Raw genomic sequence first — 24317 nt, 5'->3', positions numbered from 1 at the left:
TTTCGTCTCTCCTTTCAGTTGTTATTTAAGCGAAATGTTCCACTAATTTTGGAACACGTACTCCTTTTTCTTGTGTAAGGTTTCGAAACCTCTTTATTAACAGGTTGGTTAAATCTCCGGGCTTCCCATTTCCAATTTCTCTTGCATCCACCTTAACTACTGGAATCAGTTCAGCAGCTGTTCCGCTTAAAAAGACTTCATCTGCCACGTATACATCGTGACGTGTGAATGGCTTTTCTACACAAGGAATACTTAATTCTTCACATAGCTCAATGACAATATTTCGCGTAATTCCCTCTAGGGCCCCAACATAAGCTGGAGGGGTTATAACCTTTCCAGCTTTGACAATAAATACGTTGTCTCCTGATCCTTCACAAACATACCCCTGCTGATTGAGGACCAATGCTTCTAATACACCTGCTTGTGCCGCTTCAATTTTCACAAGCACATTATTTAAATAGTTCAAAGATTTGATACGGGAGTCAAGTGCATCCCGCATATTGCGACGTGTTGCAACTGATACAATACTAAGACCATTATCATAAAAAGTTTTGGGAAACAGCTTCAACTGCTCAGCAATAATGATGACACTCGGTTTTTCACAAAAACTCGGGTCCAGACCCAAATTCCCTTCTCCGCGCTAAACAATTAACCTAATATATGCATCTTCATACTCATTTTTTTGCAACGTCTGTAACACAGCTTCTTCCATTGCCTCCACTGTCATTGGGATAGTTAGTAAAATTGATTTAGCGGATTCATATAAACGTTTTAAATGCTCCTCTAAGCAAAAAACATTTCCTCCATAACATCGGATACCTTCGAAAACCCCATCTCCGTATAAAAACCCATGATCATAAACTGATACCACCGCTTCTTTTTTTTCTACCAATTCCCCATTCATATAGATGTATTGTTCTTTCATCTTACTCACTCCCTGTTATTTTTTTATTCAAAGCAACCTTGAGATCAATTGCTGAGATCAAATAATTTCATAATATTCAGTACATAAAACACGAAAATCCCTCGTCTCAGCAATCAATTCCTACATAAGCGTAGCTTTAATTGCTGAGGCGAGAGATTCGCGTTACCACTCAGATTCCTTATATTTCTCACGAAACATAAGCTCTGTAAGTCCTACCAGACTCCCGTCCTTTTATCGGAGACGATTCCGTTGCTCATTACTCAGTTACCCTTTCGCAAGCATAGCTCTAAGGTGATTTTCAATGATTCGATCGTTACCGCCCTCACAGCCTAGGGGCAGCTCTCTGAAACGTTCTCCATCATCTACTTTCCTCGTCCTCGCTTTATTATATTCATTTTTTATTGAGATTCACTTGCGCTGAATTTTCAAATTTACAAGAGGTCTAAATTCAAAAAAAAACCCCCCACCCCGGCAATCAATTACTACATAAGCGTAGCTTTGATTGCTGAGGCGAGAGATTCGCGTTACCACTCAGCTTCCTTATACTTCTCACGAAAATATAAGCTCTGTAAGTCCTATCAGACTCCCGTCCTTTTATCGGAGACGATTCCGCCACTCTCTACTCAGTTACCCTTTCGCAAGTGGCTGCTCTGAGGTGATTTTCAATGATTCGATCGTTACCGCCCTCACAGCCTAGGGGCAGCTCTCTGAAACGTTTTCCATCATCTACTTTCCTCGTCCACACAGATTCATATAATTCAACCATCAAATTAATTCCATTTGGTTGCTTATATTATAAGAATATATTTTTTAAATTGTCAATAATTTTTTTGATTATTTTCTCTTTGGGAAGTTCGAAAATCCCCCTATTACTAAGAAACCAAGAAAAGAGCGTACTTTCAGAAATGAAAGACATTAAATATTTAAAATTTTCAGTTTTTTAATATCTATAGTTTATAGCATTCTTTGTCGAAAAGTTTTATTAGTATATTTAATTGAAAGCGTTTACTATAGATGTTAACTTATGTAAAATATATTTAAAATCCTAAATGTCCAAAAAAGCAGGAGAGAGAAATGTTAAATTACCTAGACGATGACTTTTTACTAGATGCCTATTATAAAGCCTGTAGTTTAAACCTTGATTCAAATTTTCTTTCACTTCTACTAAAAGAGTTAGAGGAACGGGAACTGTATGAAAAAGCGGAAAGAATTAGGTAGATTAAGCATTCATTCTTTCCTTGTTAAACCCCTTGCCACGTATATTCATTTATATTTCTGTAGTTCCTCATTTCATTCAGCCTTGCATGATTGTTGGTGAGTATGAAACGAAGAAGTAGTATTAAAAAACTACTATAAAGATAGTTACTTCGCGCAGGCTGTTTAGGAAAAAACTAGTGCGTTTATACATTACTGCATCTTATTAATCGCGGAATACCCTCACCTGTTTCAAAAGAATATCAGGAGCTGTTTTTTTCATGTAGTTAAAATCAATTTCAAAGAAGGGGTAATAGATAGGATCCCCCTTCTCTTTATCAACAAATAAGATCTTAACAACCTTATTATTGGCTTAGAGCGAGAAATGAAAATAAAATATATCTTTCACTTTAGATAATCTTACTTCGATGCTTTTATGGTGTAAAACATCGAAAATAAGTAAGTTCTGTTTTTTTCTTTCGATTACAATATTTTCTAAATGGCTATTAGTGATATAGTAATTGAAAGCAGTAGATGCGAGTACAATTATATCGGATTTTAAGATATTATACTCGTAATCCTTCAGGGGATTGTTTTGATTATCTAGTATAATTATGTTTTCCTTTAAACACCCCAATTCTATGAAGTGCTTAACTATCTTACAACTAACCTCACAACTTCCTATTTGTAGGAGTCTCCTATTTTCAAGATTGTTAAAAATGGACGCCGTTATAGAGATAATTTTATTCTCCAGCAATTTTTCTTTACATCCTTCCATTTTACACACCTCTATTTTAGAATTACTAAAAACTATATTTATCCAATTTAATGATAATTGCAGGTACAAGTATTGTCCGCACAAAAAATGTATCTAGGAGAACCCCTAATGCTACCGTAAACCCGAACATATATAGTTCCAATAATGGCTGGGTCATAAGTACAGCAAATGTAGCAGCCAGAATTAAACCTGCCGAAGAGATGACCCCCCCAGTATGTTTAATAGCCAGTTGAACAGATTTTTTTACAGAGTGCTGACGCATTTCTTCTTGAATCCTTGTGACTAACATGATCGAGTAATCAACACCTAGTGCAACTGAAAATACAAATGTATACAGAGGGATTCGATAACTTATTGCTTCATGACCTAATAGGTTTTGAAATATCCAATAGCTAATCCCTAATGATGCTCCATATGAAAGAAGTATAGTAAATACCATATATAACGGTGCAATTACAGATTTTGTTTGCCAAAATAATAGTAACGTAATGACTAATGTGATGAGTGGCAGAAGAACCCATAGATCCCGTTCATTCACATTCTTTATATCGACTTGTTCTGCGGTTTCTCCGATAAAGTACATGTTTGCTGAGGGTATATCTACTTGAGTCAAAAATTCTTGCTGTTTATTTAAAATAGCCTCTAATTGATTTAAGGTATTTATATGATAAGGATCATTTTCAAACCATAAATCAAATTTTACTATCTTCTCATTCTCCTCTGAAACCTCTATCTCATCCACCTCTCTTACACCATGCTGGTCTGCTATAATAGCTTGTAATTTTTCTATTCTTTCGGTCGTGACGAAGTCTGTGTTGCGTGCATCGATAATAGCAGTTGTCGGTGTGAATTCACCTGGAAGAAATCCTTCATTCAGTAACTCGATACCTATTCGGGATGGCATATCTTCTGGAAAGGACTTAATTAAATTAAACGAAAAATTCACTTGGGTAACATTAGCTAGCATAATAAGAAACAGAACAAGTACAGCTAATCCGCTAACTAGGGGTTTCTTTGTTACTTTTTTTGAGATACGGTCCCAAATTTTTAATGAAGCAGAATTACTTTTCTCAACTTTAGGAATAAAAGGCCAAAATGCTTTTCTTCCTGCAAGAAGGTACATTGCGGGTAATAAAGTGATACCGGCTAATAAAATAATGACCATTGCAATAGTGAATACTGGTGCGAAATTGCGATATACTTGGAACGTTGCCAGAAATAAGACAATTAGTGCTCCAATGATAGTGGCACCGCTAAAGAATATTGCAATTCCAACTCCTTTTACCGTCTTTTGCATGGCAATAAATTTATTTTCTTGTAATTGCAGTTCTTCACGAAACCTTGAAGTTAAAAACAATGCGTAATCAGTTATGGCCGCGAATAGTAATATAGACATAATTGATAAAGACTGTGCTTCGATTTCCATACCCGCTTGTCCAGCCAACCCTAGTGTACGATCTACAACCTGGTATACAATACCTGCAGCAATAAGTGGGAGTAGGGCCAATACAGGAGAACGATAAATGACAATTAACAAGACAAAAATTAACACTATACTGATAAATATTAACGTTATATTTGCATTCGCAAATATTCCAGTAGCGTCTGCTGCAATCCCTGCAGGGCCAGAAACATATAACGTAATATCTGTACTTCCTAATAACTCGTTTGATAATTTCTCAAGTTTTGATAATGTCTCGCTCATTTCAGAGCTTTCCAAGCCATTCACTAGAAATAATGGAATCACGAGTGTCGATTCATCTTCTGAGAGAAAAATAGACTGTGCTTCTTCTGGAACATGTTCAAAAGGGAGTATGGCTTCTACTTCTGGCCAGCCTAGCTCTTGAACTTGTTCAGTAAATCTCTCAACACTATCTAACTCGTCCCTTCCAAATTTCCCCTCATTTGTATAGACAAACAATGCTGGAGTTCCCTCTTGTTCATCGTAAAACTTTGATTCTAACTGATTACCAATAACAGACTGAGCAGTTTCAGGCAATCCAGAAACCGGAACACTCTTAGCATGTTCACTTGCAGGAGGGGCAACTAAGGTTAGGATGATGACAATTGCAATCCAGCCTGCTATTATCCCTTTCGCTCCCCATTTACTTGTTATTATTTTTGATATTATCTGCACCATTTTTTTCATCTTTATCACCCTTCTCTTTTAAATATGATCAAAAAATACATCACCTTATTCGATACATTTAGATCATAGAGTGGCAATGTGAATGGAAGATGAATAACATGTTACAGTTGGAAAAGTTGATTTTTTTATTAAGTAAATTAAAAAGCCATTTATCATTTAAGCGATAAACGGCTTTTAATTTTGTTACCATTATAAAATTTAAATGCTCTCAGCATGTATCTTGAATAAGGGCTAGGATAAGGAAGAGTATAAAACTAATTACAACAGCCATTCCACCAACAATATAGAAGACTAAATTAATACTATTCGGTAAAGAAAATGGGTTTAGGAAATAAAACCACATTCCTAATGATAAACCAATAGATCCTATTATTGCTGACCAAACATGCCAGAATATAAGCACCTTGTTTTTTGGTTTAAACACCTTATAGAATATTGCCCAGCAGAATAATGTAACCCATCCTAATACTAAAATATGGGCATGAACTGGTCGGTACGAATATGAGCCTGACCCAGCCATATGAGCACCTAATATAGCACCCATTAAGCCGAAAATAGCCGATGTTACAAGTAATATTTTCGTATATTTCATTTAATTATCTCCACCTTCCAGCATATCTCATATCGAATTTTACTCAGAAAATATGAATGGAAGATGAATAGAATATTACACTTTTGTCAGTGGAAGTCTTATTATAAACGTTGAACCTACATCTTTTTCACTATCAACAAGAACACTTCCTCCATGTAATGCAACGACTTTTTCCACTATGGCCAGTCCAAGTCCTGTTCCGTTTATTTCTTTTGTTCTAGAAGCATCCACTCGATAAAATCGTTCAAAAATACTTTTTTGATGCGTTGATGATATTCCTACACCACTATCCCGGAAAATGATGTTTATGTAATTCTGCTCTTCCTTTATATCTATAGAAATACTTCCTCCACTTTTATTATACTTAACTGCATTGCTTAATAAGTTGTCCCATACACTTAAAAGTAGGGCCGGATCACCTGAATAAATAACATCAGGGAGAGTATATTCAATCGTTATATCTTTATCCATTATCCTCCACTTGTATTTTATTATTAAAGACCTTATTTGATCTGCTATAGAAAACTTTTCTTTTTTCCTTAATTTTTTTATTTGATTTATAGAAGATAACAGTAAAAGCTGCGAGGTTAAACTGGATAATCGATCTGATTCTTCTCTTATGATGGAGAGATATTCTCCTTTTTGCCCGTTCGTCAATCCATCATTCTGTAATAGTTCCGTGTAACCATTGATATTTGAAAGAGGAGACTGTATATCATGTGAAATGTTAGAGATAAACTCATTTCTCATATTATCCAGTTCGACTAACTGATTGGACATATCGTGAAAGCTGGATGCCAGCTCTCCAATTTCATCCTTTCTGTGAAAGTCAAAGGAGAATGCATATTCACCCTTTTTAATTTTTTTCGTTGCTTCGTTTAATTCAGTTAATGGTTTAATAAGATGTTTTGCCAATATTAGCTCAAAAATCAAACTAAAAATGATCGTTAGCCCTAGTAACCAAGCAAATAACAATCTCATTTCATGAAAATGCAAGGTAATATCCGGTCTGAGAAATAGAGCATAATTAGTCCTATTATGCTCGAAGGTTACACCTATACTGTTTTCTAATTCATTCGCAAAAAAACCTGTTACAAAGGTCTCTCTCGGGAAGTTCGCAATCCCATGATAAACTTCCCCGCTTAATACACTTTCAATAATCGCACCATCTATATATGGGGTGCGAAAGGGTTTCCCATAAGAGGAGGTGGTGCCATCTTCTCCAATGAGTTTAAGCTGGTACCCAATATTAGATATGAACTTAAGATGTTCATGTAAGTCTATTGCTTCTTGACCCTCAATATATTCTGTGATTTCCATTGTTATATTTGTGTATTTTTCATCATTTTGTTGCTTGAGAAAGTGTTGGTAATAAGCGTTGGATAACATAAATGCCAATAGCGCACTAACAGACATTACAACTAATGTCGCTATTACAAATGTAGAATATAAAGATCTCATTATTTTTTTACCTCTAACACGTAACCAACCCCTCGAATTGTTTTTATTGAGAAATCATCTGTTATTTTGGTAAAGCGTTCCCTTAGCCGTTTAATATGTACATCGACGGTTCGATCACTTCCGTCATATTGACTCCCCCACACATGTTGAATCAATTGTTCTCTCGATAACACTCGGTTTGCATTCGAAGCTAAATAATAAAGCAGTTCAAATTCTTTCAAGGGTAACAAGATTGTACTACCATTAATATTAACTTCGTAGGCTGCTTTATTAATAACGACTGAGTGTATCTTGATGGTCATTTCTGCAACTTGGTGGTAACGCCGCAGTAAAGCCTTTATTCGAAATAGAAGTTCCTTTAATTCAAATGGCTTTACCAGATAATCATCCGTTCCTAATGAAAATCCTGTTTCTTTATCTTGTATCTGTGACTTGGCTGTGAGCATAAGTATTGGAAGTTGATAGTGTTTTCTTATTTTTTTCGTAAGTTCATAACCGTCCATTTCAGGCATCATTATATCAACCACTACTAAGGAATAATCATTTTTCTCAAGTTCCTCAAGGGCCTCTATTCCATTACCAGCCTGTTTAACTGAATAGCCCTCTCCGCCTAAATATTTGCTTATAAGGTTTCTGATATGTTTATCGTCATCTACAATAAGAATTTGAGCCATTGTTAACTCCTTTACTTAATTTGTTCCATTTATTAGTTTTCTTTATGAGTATAATAAATATTTAGATTCTTATTTAAGAATCCTTTACAAGCCCTTTCATATACCTCTATTGACCCTTCTAACCAAAACAAAATGCAGTAAGAAAACTTACCCTTATACTTTATCCAAATTTTAATTTTTACTCAATTTGAAAAATATTATGGACACTTAGTAGAAGGTATATGTATCACATTTTTTAAAAGAAGATAGATGCCTAGCATAATGGTTTAGCCCAACTAGAGCAAGCCACTTCTCAGCTGACGTCATCCACGAATAAAGTGATGCAATCATTATCTGACCTGGTTATTTATCGCCTTTATCGGATGGAAACGTACAGCAGGATATCGTAGAAGCAAAAAACAAGCTAAAGAAACGGTTGAACAGCTAAATGAATTAGATTATCAGACCACAACAAGTCTAAATACTCTTGAAGCAGACCTTGCTCTCATGAATAATTATTTATAAGAGATCCAGTCAGCGTATCAAGTTTCTAAGGGGCAAGCTACTTTTAACGCCATAGCCCTATATTTCTCCCCCGCCTCGTTATTGTTAAATTCATCGTTAGCTAGCAGGCATAGACAATCAAACCCATTCACACATAATTCTTTGTTCCTTTCAAAGTCGCCTGTGACTTTTGACAAATGGCATAATCCATTAGCTTATTACACTCAGCTAAATGCGACACCCACTCCGACGAATAAAGATGGTAAGGAAGTATGGAGAAATGGGGAGATTAAATGGGGAAGTGATAATGGAAAAATGGCTATAACTAAAGGGGAAAGTTTTGATGCGGCGGCTTATCTGGGTAAAGAGCCTTCAAGTGTAACAGTAGATGGCGTTTCAGTAAGATATGAAATTGTTGATGACCAACTTATCATTTTCAAGGATAATCCTGATTATTATTATTACCCTCAAAATGCTCAGCAAGGAACCGTGAATTATTATGTTGGGTTAACAGCTCAAGCGACTACCACGGTTTATGGAGCTTATATGTTGGGCCGAACCGCTTCTAAAATTCCTGGAGTGAATAAACTCTTTGATAAAGCCGGTAAAACCTTTAATTCTTCACGTGCTGGGACAGTAATTGCAAGTGTTGGAGGGTATGCTTTACAAGAAAAGATCCCGTATTGGGGCTACATCACCGGCACACCTGTACCAACCAGCGGTACAAAAGAAGTATTGCTTTATCTGAGCAAAGACCCTGATGATTGGCGAGACAGCAAACCACTCTTATTTACACTCAAACCAGATGGGTCACATAGTATTAGCAAAAGAAAGGATGAATAGGGTGACTCAGTACACAATGCTATTATTTATTGCATTGGGTATTGTATTATTGACGCATTACTTTGACAAGGAAAAGATGCCAAAAAAATCTATTGTGCCAGCTTCTGCTCTCATGTTTGTTCTGATGATTATTGTAAACGTTATAAAGGATCTTATTTAATTTGGGGGAATATCTAAGTCTTTTTGTAGTTGCAGCAGGATTGTATTCGGAGCGGCTATTTTACCAGCCGTAATAGTGGTCTTTTGCTATCCTAGTTGTAATTTAAATCTTTAAAAGTTTCTTTTAGCGGTTTACACCTTCCAAAAGAGTACTCATTTTCATACTCCCTTACAATGAAGTAAGTTAGATGTGATGCTCTGTAAGAAAAGTTTAAATTTAACATGTAAAAAAATAAACCTACTAAATAAAGCAGTAGGTTTATTCTCGTTATATCAATGAGGGATTTAACACTGTAATTAGATTGAGCTTAAGCTAGGAGATACACTATTAGAGATCAAATGTACTGTTTAAAATCAGTCACTAATTCTTTTTGTGTAAATATGGTTTTAAATAGTTTTATACTCTTACTATCTTCTTTTACACATATTGAACATGAGTAATGTTCTGAGTCAATTGGCCAATGCAAAAAATGATATTCAGTAGAGATTTGACCATTATCATTTAGTACATACGCATTTTTTTTATTAATTGTTATTGAAAAAGAATTTAATGGCTTTGACAGGCCCCATCCACTGTTCTTTACAAAACTTTCTTTTAAAGTCCACAGTATATAGAAGTATTCTAACTGTTGATTATCCTTCTTCTTTAATATGTCTTTAGCTTCTATATTTGAAAAATACCGTTCTGCAATTGATCTGTAATCTAGCATTTTTATTTCTTCAATATCAATACCAACTCTAGCAGTAGATAGGGCGACAACAACCCATTCCGCAGAATGAGACACATTAAAATATATATCACTAATTCCTGTTAAAAAGGGTTTACCATATGAATTGTATTCAAAGTGAATTTGATCGTTTTTGCATTGATTATTTTTACATATCATTGTACGAACTAATATATCTGCAAATAACGCTCTCATTCGATCATCTTTCCTTCTAATTTTTAGGATTTTAGCTCTTTTTTCTTCAGAGATATTTCGCAATAGGAGGTTAAATAATTTCTGGTCAGTAAATTCTAAACGAATGGCGCCTAATTGAACCTCTAAGGACAAGATACTAACACCTCAATTATAATTTTCAAATTTGTATTTCTTCAAATTTTAATGACCGGGAACTAATATGATATGCAGCTTCTTTTTTAATGCCGAGATTATTCCTAACCATTCGTGATAAGACCCCCCTGCTACCGCACTCTATGAATCTACTAATACCCGAATTGAACATATTCATCAACGAATGTGACCATAATACAGGGGTTGTGAAGTGACAACTTATATTTGTCCTTAATTCATCTAAACTAGTCACTTCCCTACCTGAAGCGTTCATATACAAAGGAGTTTTTGGGATCTCAAAAGTGAATTTATCTACCTCTTTCTTTAAATCCTTTTGCAAAGGATTCATAAATTCAGTATGAAAAGCTCTATGAATATTAATGGGAATCATTTTTGCCCCATATTTATATGAGAGATTTTTAAAGTGTTCGAGTCCTTTTACAGTACCCGCTACTGTTACCTGATTATGTGTATTGTAATTTGACACCACAACTTTCTCATTTATATTTTTTAGTTTCAAGCAAATGTCTTCACATATTTCAGGAGGTAAATTAACTACACTCATGCTATAACTATTAGAATCCTCTAAAGATTCTGCGATTAATAATAGTTCCTTTAATAATTCAAAAGATTGATGTATCGATATAGCTCCGGAAGCGGTTAATGCGGCATATTCCCCCAGTGAAAAGCCTGCATGTGCATTGAACTTGTAATTATTATTTAAAGCCATGGTATATACACAAAGATCAACAACTAAAAGGCTTGTTAGGGAATAAAAAGGTTTCTCTATAGCATCCTCGTTTACTCCATAAAAACAATACTCTGCCACATCATATTTTAATATAGAAGATCCTATATTAAAGATTTGGCGACACTCTTCACTTTGTTCATAGAATTCTCTTCCCATCCCTTTATATTGAGAACCGTGCCCTCCAAACAAACAAGCAGTTTTTATATTTCTATTCATTATATGACTTCCTTCCAAAAATAAGAGTCTATGAAATACTTGATATGTCATCATCACTAATTTTTTCGTAAAATTCTGCCTGCTTTATAAATAAATTGTAATATACACCTTTTAAATCCATTAATCCTGTATGATTTCCTAGTTCAACTATTTCTCCCTTATCTAAAACAACAATTCGATCACAAAAGCGACAGCTAGACATCCGATGAGAGATATATATAGTCGTTTTATCTTTAGTTAATTGTGAAAAATTTGTATATATATCATATTCTGCTTTTGGTGAAAGCATGGCAGTCGGCTCATCTAAAATAATTAAGTTTGAGTTTTTAAGAAGGGCACGAGCTATCGCAATTTTCTGCTTTTGTCCACCAGACAATTCTACGCCATCTTTATTAAAAAGTCGGCCAATTTCCGTATGTAATCCTTGGGGTAAATTTTTAATTACCTTACCAATTTCTAAGTCATTGAGAACTTCACTTAAATAATCCTCTTTTAAATCTTTATCAAAAGCTAGATTTTCTAAAAGTGAAAAGTTGATTATATTAAAGTCTTGAAAAATAGCCGATATTTGATTTGTATACTCTTCCATATCTAACTCTTTTATATCAACGCCGTTAATAAATATACTTCCTTTTGTTGGGGTATAAAGCCTTAAAAGAAGTTTTATCAGAGTTGTTTTACCTGCACCATTTTCTCCTACGATAGCTAATTTTTCATTACTACTTATTTTTAAATTCAAATTACTAATAGTATAAGTATCTTGATTTGGATATTTAAACCAAACATGTACAAATTCTATAGTGAAGCTTTCGTTATTGATTAGTCCCGAGCTGTTGTTTGAATATTCGGGACTTGTGGTTAATTCCTTAACGTAATTAAAGTAAGTAGAAAGGTGCATGCCTGCTTTTTGTAATGAAATGATACAGGTTGTTATACCAGTTAATGCAAGGATAAAAACTCCTAAACTGTTAACATATACAATTAATTCTGATAAAGAGATAGTAGACTGATAAGCAAGGTAACCTAAATAAAAATAAACTGAACTATTAACAATAATTTGCAATGTGCTTGCTGCCATACTTATTAAAGTAAATACTCTAACTGAATTAGTAACATCTTTTTTCATATTATTAAAATAATAATATATTTTATCTACAACCCATTGACCTAGTTTGTTAATTCTCATTTCCCTAGCATAGGTATAATCGGTTGAAATTTCTTGGAAATATCCAATCCTTCTCCCTATGTTTACTAATGAGTTACTCCATACATTAAATTCCTTATTAGAGGCAATAGTATTTAATAAAATACTAAGAAAGTAAGTGGATAATAAAATAAGAAACACGTATGGTGTAAGAGTGAGCATTATTACTAAAACTCCTAATAGCTGAACAATAAATGCTATTAGTTGTTTAGAGTCGATTAAGGTATTTTTCAAGTCCATAAAGTGAGCCTGTCTTGGGTAGAAAATTTCTAATGCTTTCTGTTTATCGTCAAGCAATTTTGAATCTTCCATCTTCTCGTAAGGCAAGGACATAGTTTTAGAATTAATTTCTTTAATGAATTCTGTTTTGAATTCAATGATTTTCTTCTGTTCATATGTCCAGAGAATTGAATTTAATGAACGAATAACCAATTCAATTAAACAAAATAATATGGCATAGAAAGCCGCATATTCGAATCTAGCTTCAGCTGTTAACTCATCTACAATGATTTTTAAAAAGAAAATACTGTTAAAAGGATGAATGGATCTAAAAAAAACCATTAAGATACTATTGAAAATGTACCCTTTTTTAATTGACCATATTCGTTTATATAAACGTAATATATTAATTAAATAGCCAATTAGCTCTTTAGAGCTATTATATATAAACAAGTAAATCCCTCCGCATAATATGTAAATTGGTCAAGATACAAACTAAACTGATGAAGCTTCTTCAATATAATATTTGGATTGAAGCTCATACATTTCCCTATAGAGCCCCTCATTTTTCATAAGCTCCTGGTGTGTTCCGTACTCAACTATTTGTCCATTATCTAAAACGCAGATCTTGTCACTAATTGAAGAACTACTTAAGCGGTGTGAGATAAAAATGCTTGTTTTACGCTTTATCACTTTAGCAAATTGAACATACATGTCGTTTTCTGCAATAGGAGACAAGCTAGCACTTGGTTCATCCAGTATGAGTATTGGAGATTGTTTATACATTGCTCTACAAAAAGCAACTCTTTGTGATTGGCCACCAGAAAGTTCGACCCCACTCGAGTCAAACGTCCTAGTTAAAGCAGTTTGTTCTCTCTCAGATAAAGAGCGAACTTTCGCTGATAAGTTATTTTCATCTAGTAAGGTATTAAAGTAATTATCATTATTATTGTTTTCTTTGAATGTAATATTTTCATATAAGCTGGTAGCGAAAATTTTGTAATCTTGAAAAACAGTGGCAATCAATTTCATGTAACTGTCATAGTTATACTTTCTTATATCTATACCATTATAAAGAATAGCACCGTTTGAAACATCGTACAGCCTCATTAATAGGCTAATTAAAGTGGTTTTACCTGCGCCGTTCTCGCCGACAATAACCAGGGATTCTCCAGGCTCAATTGTTAGATTAATATTTTTTAAGATAGGACGCTGATTATCAGGATAATGAAAAGAGACATCTTTAAATTCGAACTTGCCTGGTTCGTCGAAATTCTCTATTATTAAGTCCTGATCTTGACTTCGCAATTCACTCTTTCTATTAATAAATCCAAAAAAATCACTCAAATAATTATTTATAGTATAGATATTAATGACATGATCGAAAAAGCTAACAAAGCTAGTACTAAATTGTCTTGTTATATTTAATAAAAGGTTAAAATTACCAATAGTTAATCCTTTGAAAATAACTAGAAACACTAATAAAGTAATAACGAATATTTCTTGAATTACACCAGTAAAAGTTGTCAATAACAGTCCATTTCGCTCATTCTTATTTTGCTTATCAATATAAGAAAAAAACTCCTGTCTATTTTCTTTTGTTTTATTAGTAATGAAATTTTTCAAACTAAATAACCTTACCTCTTTTGCATACTTTAAATCACTTGCTAGTTTAATAATATAGCGCCATTTATAATCAACTGGTAACGATTCCTTATGAAGTTCGTAATTCTTCTTTCGAACACGAGCACTAATGTAAGTATTTAATATTGAGACTAACAATACTAAAACAATAATATAAGGATTTAATAGAGCTGATAAAATAATGATTATGATAAATTGGAGTAAAGTAGTAAATACCCCATTAACAGCTGCTAAATACTGCTCTAAATTATCTCCATTTGCTAGAACATATTTAGCTCTATCCATTTCTGCAATAACACTCTGATCCTCAGTAAATCTATAATCCATTTCTATTGATTTTTTACAAAACATAGAAGTAAGTGGTATTAGTAGCCATTTCGAATGAAGAGTTGTAGAACTTTTTGTAAATATCTGAATATTAGTCATAATTAAATTTGCTACTAACATCCAAATAGTAATATTTATTATGTAATCTAAATCAAAGTTGTAAATAATCGCATCAAATAAATAACTAAAGTAAATTATATTAATAAATGGTAATGTCGCAGAGCTTATAATAAATAAAAAAGAAGTAAAAACATATTTTTTATTGTTTTTCAAAACTAATTTAAAGAGTCTACCGAAATTGATTAATAATGAAGAATCTTGCATCTTATCCCTCCTCTAATCATAATTTACCTCCTTATTTCACTTAGTAGAAATCGTTTTTAATAATAGAATGCAGGATGAATCCTGCATTCTATCCAATAGTATCTAATTTAGCTAAATACCTGAATTTCTTCAGTAATCTGTTTAACAGTCTTGTGTTTATTAGAATTATCTAAGAATAGTTCTAATATCTTAAAAAAGGATTCTAGAAGGTACTTAATCTCTTCAGCTGAAACATACTTTTCTTTATAAGCTGCAGTTACATAGAAAGAGTTGTTTAAATTCTTAATTTCTAAATCAATATAGAATTTTGGTATATTGACCGAGTGCGGAATATCCTTTGTCTCCCTATGCTTCTTTAATGACTTGTCTTCGAAATCCATATAGTACTGAAAGCTAGGTTCAAATTGTCTTAAATCGTCCATTAAATGATTAAATTGATAGAATTGATTTTTTAGTCCTTCCCTAGTAACTTTAGTTACATTACCAATAAATTCTAGTAGATTTGAGTCCATATTCACTTCTGTCCTCAAAGGTATTAAGTTTGTAAAAACACCTACACAATTTTTGAACTCTGGTTTATATCTATTTAAAGTAGGTGTAACAACTGCAATATCTTTTTTCCCTGTCAATTGAGAAAGTGAAATTTTGTAAGCACTTAACATCAAATTATAAATTGTGCTACCATTTTCCTTAGCAAAATCCAAAAGATTATCTGCTAATTTATTATCCATTATTACAGTTGAATGTGCAGAGCCCATAGCCCCTTCCCGAATGGCAAATGGATTGGAGAAATCAAAGTTTGAAAGTTGTTCTAACCAATAATCTCTCATATTTGTATATTCTTTTGATTCATAAAAACCTCTTTCGAATTCAATATATTTCGAGTATGGATAGAGCGGTTTTTCAAGCTTTTCTCCCTTTCCAAAAGCATGCATATGTTCCTGCAATACAGTAATTGAATAGCCATCCAACAAAATATGGTGAACGTCAAATAACATAACTTTTTCAGTCGGTGATTCAATAAAGGTCAGGTTAAATAAAGGATATTTACTGAGTTTGAATTCTTTAAGGTACTTTTTGTAATCTAACCCCTCTAACGATTCAACTTTTACATAATTTACTTCTATTGGTGAAATAGGATTCACGCGTTGCATTACTCCATTATCTGTACTCTCAAAGCTAGTTCTAAACATATCAAATTCTGCAAAAAACTTATTCGCATTTTTAACTAGATTCTCATAAGTATTATTAGATTCGTCTGTGACAAATCCAGTATTATAAGTTAATTTATCTTTATTAAGCCTGTAATCATAATAGATTCTTTCTTGAGCAGCACTCATTTCATAATAGATTTCTTCTTCAGTTTGATCCTCTTTATTCTTTTCTTCAGTTATCGCCTTGTCTGGAACATCTTCAACAATTTCTACTTCATTTTCAATAAACTCGGAAAGACTATGAATAGAATCAAATTCGAAAAGGTCAGCTACTTTCACCACGTTAGGATAAATATTTTCAATAGCTTCATGCATTTCTGTAAGTAAAATGGAATCACCGCCCATTTCAAAGAAACCTTCGTAAATATCCAATTCATCGTACTCCAATAATTTACAATAAATAAGCCCTATCTGTTTTTCGACTGAAGTATAATTATCCTCAACCCTACCTATTAAGGTAAACTCTTCGGGTTCAAGATTTGCTGATAACTGATCTTCTCCACTTATCTCTTCTGGGAAGTTTGAAGAAATATATTCTGCCAAACTATGAATAGAATCAAATTCGAAGAGGTCAGCCACCTTAACAACACCTGGGTATAACTGATCTATAATCTCATGCATTTCTGTCAATAAAATGGAATCTCCACCCATCTCAAAGAAACCTTCATAGATATCAACTTCATCATATTCTAATAGATCACAATAAATTTTACCGATTTGCTTTTCAATAGGTGTATATACTCCTTCAGTACTTCCTAGTAAAGTTACGTTCGGTACGACTTCACTCTGGACTTTCGTTTTATCTGGTACAAGAATTTTCTCTTTGGGTGGATTGTTAACTTCACCAAAATTGTGTCTATTTGATAAAATGTATATTTTTTCCATTAATTTTTGAGTAATTCTATTCCTACTACCTTTAACCGCTGCTAATAAATCCTCTTTTTCATTAAATTGACCAATTACTGTTCTCTGTGGCTTACCCGATATTAATTGATAAAGAGAATCCAGAGCTTCTTCCGTAGTTATAGCTTTAGTAGTTGTGTCCACATTAGTACCTTGATTATAAGCCATTCCAGTTTCTTTCCAAGCTACCCAGTTTACGGTAAATGTGTTATTGCCTGATAGATTAGAATAGTCAGTAAAAGAATCCAAGAATGCATTTGCTCCGATATAACAACTTTGGCCCGGCTCACCCACATCGGTTACATTTGATGAATGTAATAATAGAAAATCTCTTTCATCTTTTGTTAACTTGTCTAAAATAAACGTCCCCATAATCTTAGGAGCAAATACAGATAAATAACTACTTTTGCTCTTTCTAATTATAAAACCGGGGTCAATTACACCAGCGCAATGAACAACTCCATTCACTTTATTATATTTACTACGTACATTGACTAGCATCCCTTTAACATCATTCTCGTTAGAGATATCACATTGATGAACTTCTACATTACATCCATTTTCAAGAATCTCTTCTAAGTCATTGATTCTCAGGCTGTATTCTTTACTATCAGCTAATTTCCTCCATTCTGATTTTGATGGGAAGCCTTTTCTACTTAAGAGTATTAAATTACATTTAGCTTTTCTACTAAACAATAATGCATTTTTAAGCCCGATACCGGATGTACCTCCTGTAATAATATAAGTACCACCAGGTACAATCCTATTATTATCTTGAGAAGAAATACTCTTCTCGTATAATTCTTCTACATAGCTTTTATTATCTCTTATACCTACAAAGTAATTATTACCAACTTCTCCGGATATTACTTTTATCAAGCTCTCAACTGAAGATTCCATATCGGTATCTATTGCGCGACATTTTAAAGTTGGGTATTCCTGTTCTATTACTCTGCCTACACTTAAACTGACTGAGTTAATCGGGTAGAGTTGCGGCTCTCTTCCACTTATTTTTTGAGCATTACACCCAATTAGTACATATTCAATGTTGTTATCTATTCGTGCTTTCATTAAACCTTTTGTTAAATTGATAACAATAAAGAAACTGTTATCCAATTCTTTATTTAGGTCCTTTACTTCTGAAATGGTAGGCTCGTGGTATGCTGCAAAATGAACAATTTTATGAAGTTGAACATTAGATAAAGCAGTAAAAAGCTTTCGATAATCATCAACTTGAGTTCCTACATGATAGCTATCTTCATTGACTACTTTAAATCCTACAGATGGATATATATCAATAACTCTACATCCACTAAGTTTTAATTTATCAGAGAATAAGGTATTATTTTTACTTATCTCATTATGAACTATCATAATAGTTTCGTTAGCTTCAACCGCATTTGCTTCTAATATTTCTTGCTCAACCCACTTCTTTGAATAAAAATATGAATCCAGAACTTTATTATTATTTTCAATCAAATCCTTATTATCTTCAGTGCTATTATTAGGCGCTTCTTCCTTATTAGGAAGTTTATACCAGAAGGCTTTTTTGTCATAAGGATAAGTTGGTAGATTTAATTTTCTATAAGGTGCATTATAGATAAACTTCCAATCAATTTCTGCACCCATTACGTACAATTGGAGTACTTGGGATATTTCTTTATCTTTTAGATTTTGGTAAAGTTCCTGTGCCTCTTCAGTTAACTTTCTTTGTTCATTAAGGGTAATTTCATAACTGAATTTTTCCTTTTTATTCTCAGGAACAACTGCAAATTCCCCTTTAAAATACCAGTCTTGCGTTAAAGACACAAGTGAATTTGATTTGGCCAATTCATCTAATTTTCTAATCAAGTCGCTTTGGTTTTTATAGGTAAATGCTATTCGTTTAGAATAATGGCGTCTACCCACATTTAGAGTTGCGGATAGGTTATATAAATTGATATCAGCTTTATTGAGATATTCACGATAACGATCAATTAATTTAAATAAAGCTTTTTCTGTGTTTGCCGATATTGTAAAGATCTTAGGTTTTACATCCCTAGATGTAGTAACGCTAATCACTGGTGGAGCTTCCTCAATAATGAGATGTGCGTTAGTCCCACTCATACCAAACCCGCTAATACCTAGAATAGCTTTTTCTTTTTTGCTCTGGAGTGGCATGAGTTTATCCACTACATATAAAGGTGAATTGATAAAATCTATATTTGGATTAGGTTCCTGGAAGTTAAGTGTAGGAGGGATTATTTTATTCTTTAAAGATAAAATACATTTAAATAATCCACACATACCTGCAGCTTCATTTGCATGTCCAATATTAGTTTTTACCGACCCCACACCACATATTTGTTTATCTTTAGATACTGATTCGAAAGCTGTCGTTATACCTTTAATTTCTATTGGATCACCGAGTTGAGTACCTGTGCCATGTGCTTCTATATAGCTTATATCCTCAGCACTAATCCCCGCATCGTCCCAGGCTTTCTTTATAACTTCCGATTGAGCCAGATAATTAGGAGCAGCAATACCAAACGAACTACCATCTTGATTAATCGCACTCCCTTTAATAACAGCATATATAGAGTCGCCATCCGCTTGGGCTTTTTTCAGTGACTTTAATAATACTACTCCGACTCCCTCTGCAATGGCTGATCCGCTCGAATTATCAGAAAACGCTCTTGTCTTTTCCTCTGGTGATTCGAATCCAATACCGGAACCATCATCTAAAGGTATTCCCATAAGAGAAGCGCCACCTGCCAATGCCATATCACATTTACCAAATTTAATTTGTTCACAGGCCATATGCAATGCAACTAGCGACGAGGAGCATGCTGTATCAACTACTAGGCTTGGTCCTTTTAGGTCAAATTTGTAAGCTGTTCTACTTGCTGTCATGCTTACTTGACCAATTGGTAAGGCTGCAGAAAAAAGTTTTGGATCTACTTCATACATTAATTTGTTATATGAATTACCAAGGTTTGCTGTATATCCCAAGAAAACTCCTGTATTTGTTCCTTTTATACCATCAGCTCCATAGCCCGAATCATCAATAGCATTAGAGGTACACTCTAAGAATTTTCTTAGCACGGGTTCCAATAGAGATGCATCTCGAGGTGAAATTCCGAAAAAGGAATTATCAAATTGATTTATCTCGTCTAAATAACCGCTTCTCCTATACTTGATTTTATCTTTACTATATCCTTGCCAAAGTAAATGATTTGTTATATCTTTTGATCTTTCTTTAGGAATTTCTTTTACAGCATTCATACCGTTCACAAGCATATCCCAATAGCTATCTAAATCTTTTGCATTAGGCAAATCTAAACCTACTCCAATAATTGCTACAGAATCCTCCAAGTCAGTAGAATTCAAATTTTCTTTTTCTGACTTAGTAAAATTGTTCACTGTCATTTCCGAGTTATCTTTATCACAAATTTCTATAGGTTGTGATTCAAGTGAAGACGTACTTTGAGCAGTTGCTTTAATCTCTTCCTTTTTATTGACGAGAGTTAAGTTACTGATATGTTCTGCTAAAAGTGATACCGAAGGGTAGGAGAACAAATCTGTTACTTGCAATAAGCCTGGATAATACTCATCTAAATCTTTTAAAATGATAGACAATAAGATAGAGTTAGCTCCTAGCTCAAAAAAGTTATGGTGAATGTTAATATCTTCATATCCTAGGTTTTTACAACAAACTTCGATTATTACTCTTTCAATCTCACCATATTGATTGTTTTTTCTTGGTAAGTCAGAGGCATTACTTCTTTTACCTGCCGATATTTCAGCATCAAGCGCATTTTGAATTTTATTTGATAACTTTAATGGATAAGACTTTAATAACATTGAAATTTTATCTTTCAAGTTTAATTGCGCTATAACCACAGATCCACTTGAACCATTTAAAGTATCAAATAAAGCTTTTATTGCTTCTCTGGTTTTGATTGTTTGAAATAAGGTGTCGACAGTAAAATTATCTCTGACAGCCATACCTGTCTCTGACCATGTAGCCCAATTTATAGTAATACTTTTACTTTTAGTTTCTTTCTCACGGTAGTTACTATAGCTATCTAAGTAAATATTCCCAGCTACATATCCAGGTAAATCTGAGCTACTAAAAATAGTTGAAATGCTAGAAAACATTACAAAGAAATCAAGATCTTGATCTCTTGTTACATGATCTAAAACATTTGTACCAAGAATTTTAGGTCTCATGACATCATTTAAATACTCTTCATTTAATCTATCAAAGGAAATGCCTCCACTAACTCCTGCTGCATGAATTAAACCATTAATTCTCCCATAGGTGTTACTCACTTCCTGAATAATTGGGGATACTAGATCTATATCCGCAATATCAACAGAGTAATAATGGACGTTTTTAGCCTTTTCTTTTAAAATATTTAATTTGTCTGTTTTTTCTGATACTTCGTTACCTGATGTATTCATTAAGCCTGTTCGTCCCAAAAGAATAAGAGTTATATCTTTAGCTCTATTAGTCATTTCCAAAGCAGTTTCAAATCCAATTCCACCAAGACCGCCACTTATTACATAAACTCCTCCATCTTTTATTTCAGGCTTTTTATCTAAGTGAGTAATTGCTACCTCCGAGAGCCCTTCATAAAATCTTTTATTATCACGATAAGCAATAATATCTTTATCAGTTTTAGAACATATTTCATTGACGATAGTTGATAGCTTGGTTCTTTTATCCAAATCAATGCAGCAAGAATGTATGTTTTTAAACATACGGTTAAATGATTTTGATAAGCCGAAAATAGTTGCACCATTCGAATCAAAAAACTCTTCTTGTTCAGATACTTTAAAACATGAGTTAATTAATGGAGAAATTTTAATAGAATGATCATAATTTTCCATCTCTCGATACAAGCCAACTAAACTTAAAAGCTGTATCTTATGCTTTGAAAAATAATTCTCACTTGCCCTATTAACCTCACTAAAATCTCCACTTTCAAACACGACATGGGAAAACTCACTCAAATCTAAGGAATTGTATATTTCAGAAAAATATTTTTCTGGACCTTTAATCTTAGCTTCATCATAATTGAATGTTAAACGACTAACTTTATGAAAACTTTTTTCTAATTCTTTAAATAATAGATCATCATTAGTAGAATGGTCTTCAATTAATAAACACTGACTTAAGTTGGTGTCTACTTCAACATTATCACCTTGAATAAATGTTCTTTCATAATAGAAATCTGAATCAATAATGTTTTTCTCGTCTTTAAGATCTATCTCTTCAATCTTATTGAGCTGAATATCTCTTACCTTATTATTTTTTGGAAGCCAACAGCGAGTTTGCTTAAAAGGGTAATAAGGGAGTGAAATTCGTCTTGGCCTTACTTCTTTATACATAGCATTCCAATCGACTTTTGCGCCTTTACTGTAGTCAGCCGCAATTCTATTGAGATCTTTTTTTACGTTATATTTACCGTTAGGTTGACCGTTCATTACATCTTTTATATGTTGATTATAGTTTTTTAATATCAAGCGGAGGTTTCCATAGTCAATTTTTTCTTTAGATTCATTCGGATCAAAATAAACTCCACTTATATTTTTCCATTCGGACTGATCTAATTTTGAAAGTTGAATTAAAATGTTTATTAGTTCATTTTTATCAGAAAAAACCACTGAAACCCTTTTTTGATAATGATTTCTATATAAATTAACATTACTAGCAAATAGGTCAATTGATACCTCTGAATCACTCAGATACTCTTTATAATTATTGATTAATTTCACGAGACTTTCCATTGAATTAGCTGATAAACCTATAACTAGATTTTCCAAATTGGTAGTACTTTCAGCTTCTTCATTATTGTACTCTTGCAACACCAAATGGCTGTTTGTACCACTTATTCCAAATGCACTTATACCACAAGTTCTCAAGCCTTCTTTTTCCCACTCTTTAGTTTGAGTATTAATATAGAACGGAGAATCACAAAAATCTATTTTTAAGTTAGGTACGTTAAAGTGACATGAGCCAGGAATTTTTTTGTTTTTAATGGCTGCTATTGCTTTTATAACAGATGCAACCCCAGCTGCCTCATAAAGGTGACCTATATTACTTTTAGAAGAGCTTAGAGCACAAAATTGCTTTTCACTAGTTGTTTTTCCAAAGGCAGTTGAAAGTCCACGAAACTCAATAGGATCCCCCAGGGCCGTTGCTGTACCATGCGTTTCAATATAATCAATCATATCAGGGGTGATATCTGCATCTTTGAAAGCGTCTAACAGAACCTGCTTCTGAGCTGCAGGATTTGGAGCAGTTATACTGGCAGAGGTCCCATCGTTATTAACTGCAGACCCTTTAATTACACCATAAATATTATCCTTATCTCTTTCAGCTTCTTTCAGCGATTTGAGTAGTATAACCGCGGAACCTTCACCTATTGCCGCACCCGTTGCAGAGTCATCAAATGTACGAGTTTTATTATCATCTGTCTCAAAACCTACGTTCATATCATCAAACGCAATAGGGAATGAGTGAAGGCGTATACCACCAGCAATAGCCATTGAACATGTACCTGTTTTGATGCTAACGCAGGCATCATGAATTGCTACTAGTGATGATGAACAAGCAGAATCAATAACCATAGTTGGTCCGTTTAAATTTAGGGCATAGGAAGCACGAGAAGGTACTATACATGGCATGTTTCCGACATTAGAATATTTAATTAACTCAGGGTTATTGTAAAAAATATTTGTTGAATAATTGTCTTTCATTGAACCTGGAGTATACCCAATGTAAATACCAGTTTTTGTCCCTTTAAGCTCTTCTTTTGTATAACCTGCATCATCAAAAGCATTATAAATTGTTTCCAATAAAATCCTTTGTATTGGATCCATTACTTGAGCCTCTAGAGGAGCAATTTTAAAGAACTCGTGATCGAATTTATCAATAGTGTCTAAATAACCAGCTTTATTAAAAGAAAAGTTATTACTTTTATTTCCTACTAATTGAGTGTATATCTTGGCATAATCCTCAATGTCATTTTTACGTTCTTCTGGTAAGTCTCTGATACAATCAATATTGTTTTCGAAAATATTCCAGTAATCTTGTAGCTTATCCGTACCTGCAATTTTAAAACCAATACCAATTACTGCTATATCATCGTCTTTGTAACAATTTTTTTTGATATCATTTTTAGTTTTCACAATATGCTCCTTTCAAACAAATA

13 protein-coding genes, 1 pseudogene and 1 other annotated feature are annotated in these 24317 nt (G+C 33.3%); of the genes and pseudogenes, 3 read left to right on the top strand and 11 right to left on the bottom strand.

The window, feature by feature from the left end; translation table 11 throughout:
• Positions 1–25: 25 nt before the first annotated feature.
• Positions 26–925, bottom strand: a pseudogene (ilvE, locus tag PQ478_RS21730) (branched-chain-amino-acid transaminase).
• A 141-nt stretch (positions 926–1066) separates the two neighbouring features.
• Positions 1067–1312: a binding site (T-box leader), on the bottom strand.
• A 687-nt stretch (positions 1313–1999) separates the two neighbouring features.
• Between ilvE and sda the strand changes: the two are divergent.
• A complete protein-coding gene (gene sda, locus PQ478_RS21725; RefSeq protein WP_289237040.1) occupies positions 2000–2143 on the top strand; it encodes a sporulation histidine kinase inhibitor Sda in 144 nt (47 codons plus the stop codon).
• A gap of 349 nt (positions 2144–2492) precedes the next feature.
• Here the strand turns inward: sda and PQ478_RS21970 are convergent, their stop codons facing one another.
• From PQ478_RS21970 to PQ478_RS21705, 5 genes are all read right to left on the bottom strand, one after another.
• A complete protein-coding gene (locus tag PQ478_RS21970; RefSeq protein ID WP_354004551.1) occupies positions 2493–2897 on the bottom strand; it encodes a glutamyl-tRNA reductase in 405 nt (134 codons plus the stop codon).
• A gap of 25 nt (positions 2898–2922) precedes the next feature.
• On the bottom strand, positions 2923–5046 hold the full coding sequence (locus PQ478_RS21720; RefSeq protein ID WP_289237039.1) for an MMPL family transporter: 2124 nt from the start codon (positions 5044–5046) through the stop codon (positions 2923–2925).
• 208 nt (positions 5047–5254) lie between these two features.
• Positions 5255–5638 carry a hypothetical protein gene (locus PQ478_RS21715; RefSeq protein ID WP_289237038.1) on the bottom strand — a complete coding sequence of 128 codons (384 nt, stop codon included), beginning with the start codon at positions 5636–5638 and terminating at the stop codon, positions 5255–5257.
• A 75-nt stretch (positions 5639–5713) separates the two neighbouring features.
• Positions 5714–7099, bottom strand: coding sequence for a HAMP domain-containing sensor histidine kinase (locus tag PQ478_RS21710; RefSeq protein ID WP_289237037.1), 1386 nt, complete (start codon positions 7097–7099; stop codon positions 5714–5716).
• The gene (locus PQ478_RS21705) at positions 7099–7773 is read right to left on the bottom strand and encodes a response regulator transcription factor (RefSeq protein ID WP_289237036.1); all 675 of its coding nucleotides are present in this window, start codon (positions 7771–7773) and stop codon (positions 7099–7101) included. Before PQ478_RS21705 ends, PQ478_RS21710 begins: the two co-directional genes overlap by 1 nt.
• 333 nt (positions 7774–8106) lie before the next feature.
• On the opposite strand from PQ478_RS21705, the gene PQ478_RS21965 reads away from it, so the two are divergent.
• Positions 8107–8277, top strand: coding sequence for a T7SS effector LXG polymorphic toxin (locus tag PQ478_RS21965; protein ID WP_354004554.1), 171 nt, complete (start codon positions 8107–8109; stop codon positions 8275–8277).
• A 162-nt stretch (positions 8278–8439) separates the two neighbouring features.
• Complete coding sequence (locus PQ478_RS21700; RefSeq protein ID WP_289237035.1) at positions 8440–9099, top strand: hypothetical protein; 660 nt, start codon at positions 8440–8442, stop codon at positions 9097–9099.
• Positions 9100–9593: 494 nt separating this feature from the next.
• On the opposite strand, the gene PQ478_RS21695 is transcribed toward PQ478_RS21700, so the two are convergent.
• From PQ478_RS21695 to PQ478_RS21675, 5 genes are all read right to left on the bottom strand, one after another.
• The gene (locus PQ478_RS21695) at positions 9594–10313 is read right to left on the bottom strand and encodes a 4'-phosphopantetheinyl transferase family protein (protein WP_289237034.1); all 720 of its coding nucleotides are present in this window, start codon (positions 10311–10313) and stop codon (positions 9594–9596) included.
• A 25-nt stretch (positions 10314–10338) separates the two neighbouring features.
• Entirely contained in the window at positions 10339–11280 is a 942-nt protein-coding gene (locus PQ478_RS21690) for an ACP S-malonyltransferase (protein ID WP_289237033.1), read from the bottom strand.
• A 28-nt stretch (positions 11281–11308) separates the two neighbouring features.
• Positions 11309–13156 (bottom strand): ABC transporter ATP-binding protein, encoded by a 1848-nt coding sequence (locus tag PQ478_RS21685; RefSeq protein WP_289237032.1) that lies wholly within the window; start codon positions 13154–13156, stop codon positions 11309–11311.
• Between the two features lie 42 nt (positions 13157–13198).
• Positions 13199–14998, bottom strand: coding sequence for an ABC transporter ATP-binding protein (locus PQ478_RS21680; protein WP_289237031.1), 1800 nt, complete (start codon positions 14996–14998; stop codon positions 13199–13201).
• Positions 14999–15105: 107 nt separating this feature from the next.
• Complete coding sequence (locus PQ478_RS21675; protein WP_289237030.1) at positions 15106–24294, bottom strand: SDR family NAD(P)-dependent oxidoreductase; 9189 nt, start codon at positions 24292–24294, stop codon at positions 15106–15108.
• Positions 24295–24317: the final 23 nt, after the last annotated feature.

It is taken from the genome of Alkalihalophilus pseudofirmus (assembly GCF_029094545.1).
GTDB lineage: Bacteria > Bacillota > Bacilli > Bacillales > Bacillaceae_D > Alkalihalophilus > Alkalihalophilus pseudofirmus.
This window is presented reverse-complemented; position numbering and strand designations above follow the sequence as displayed.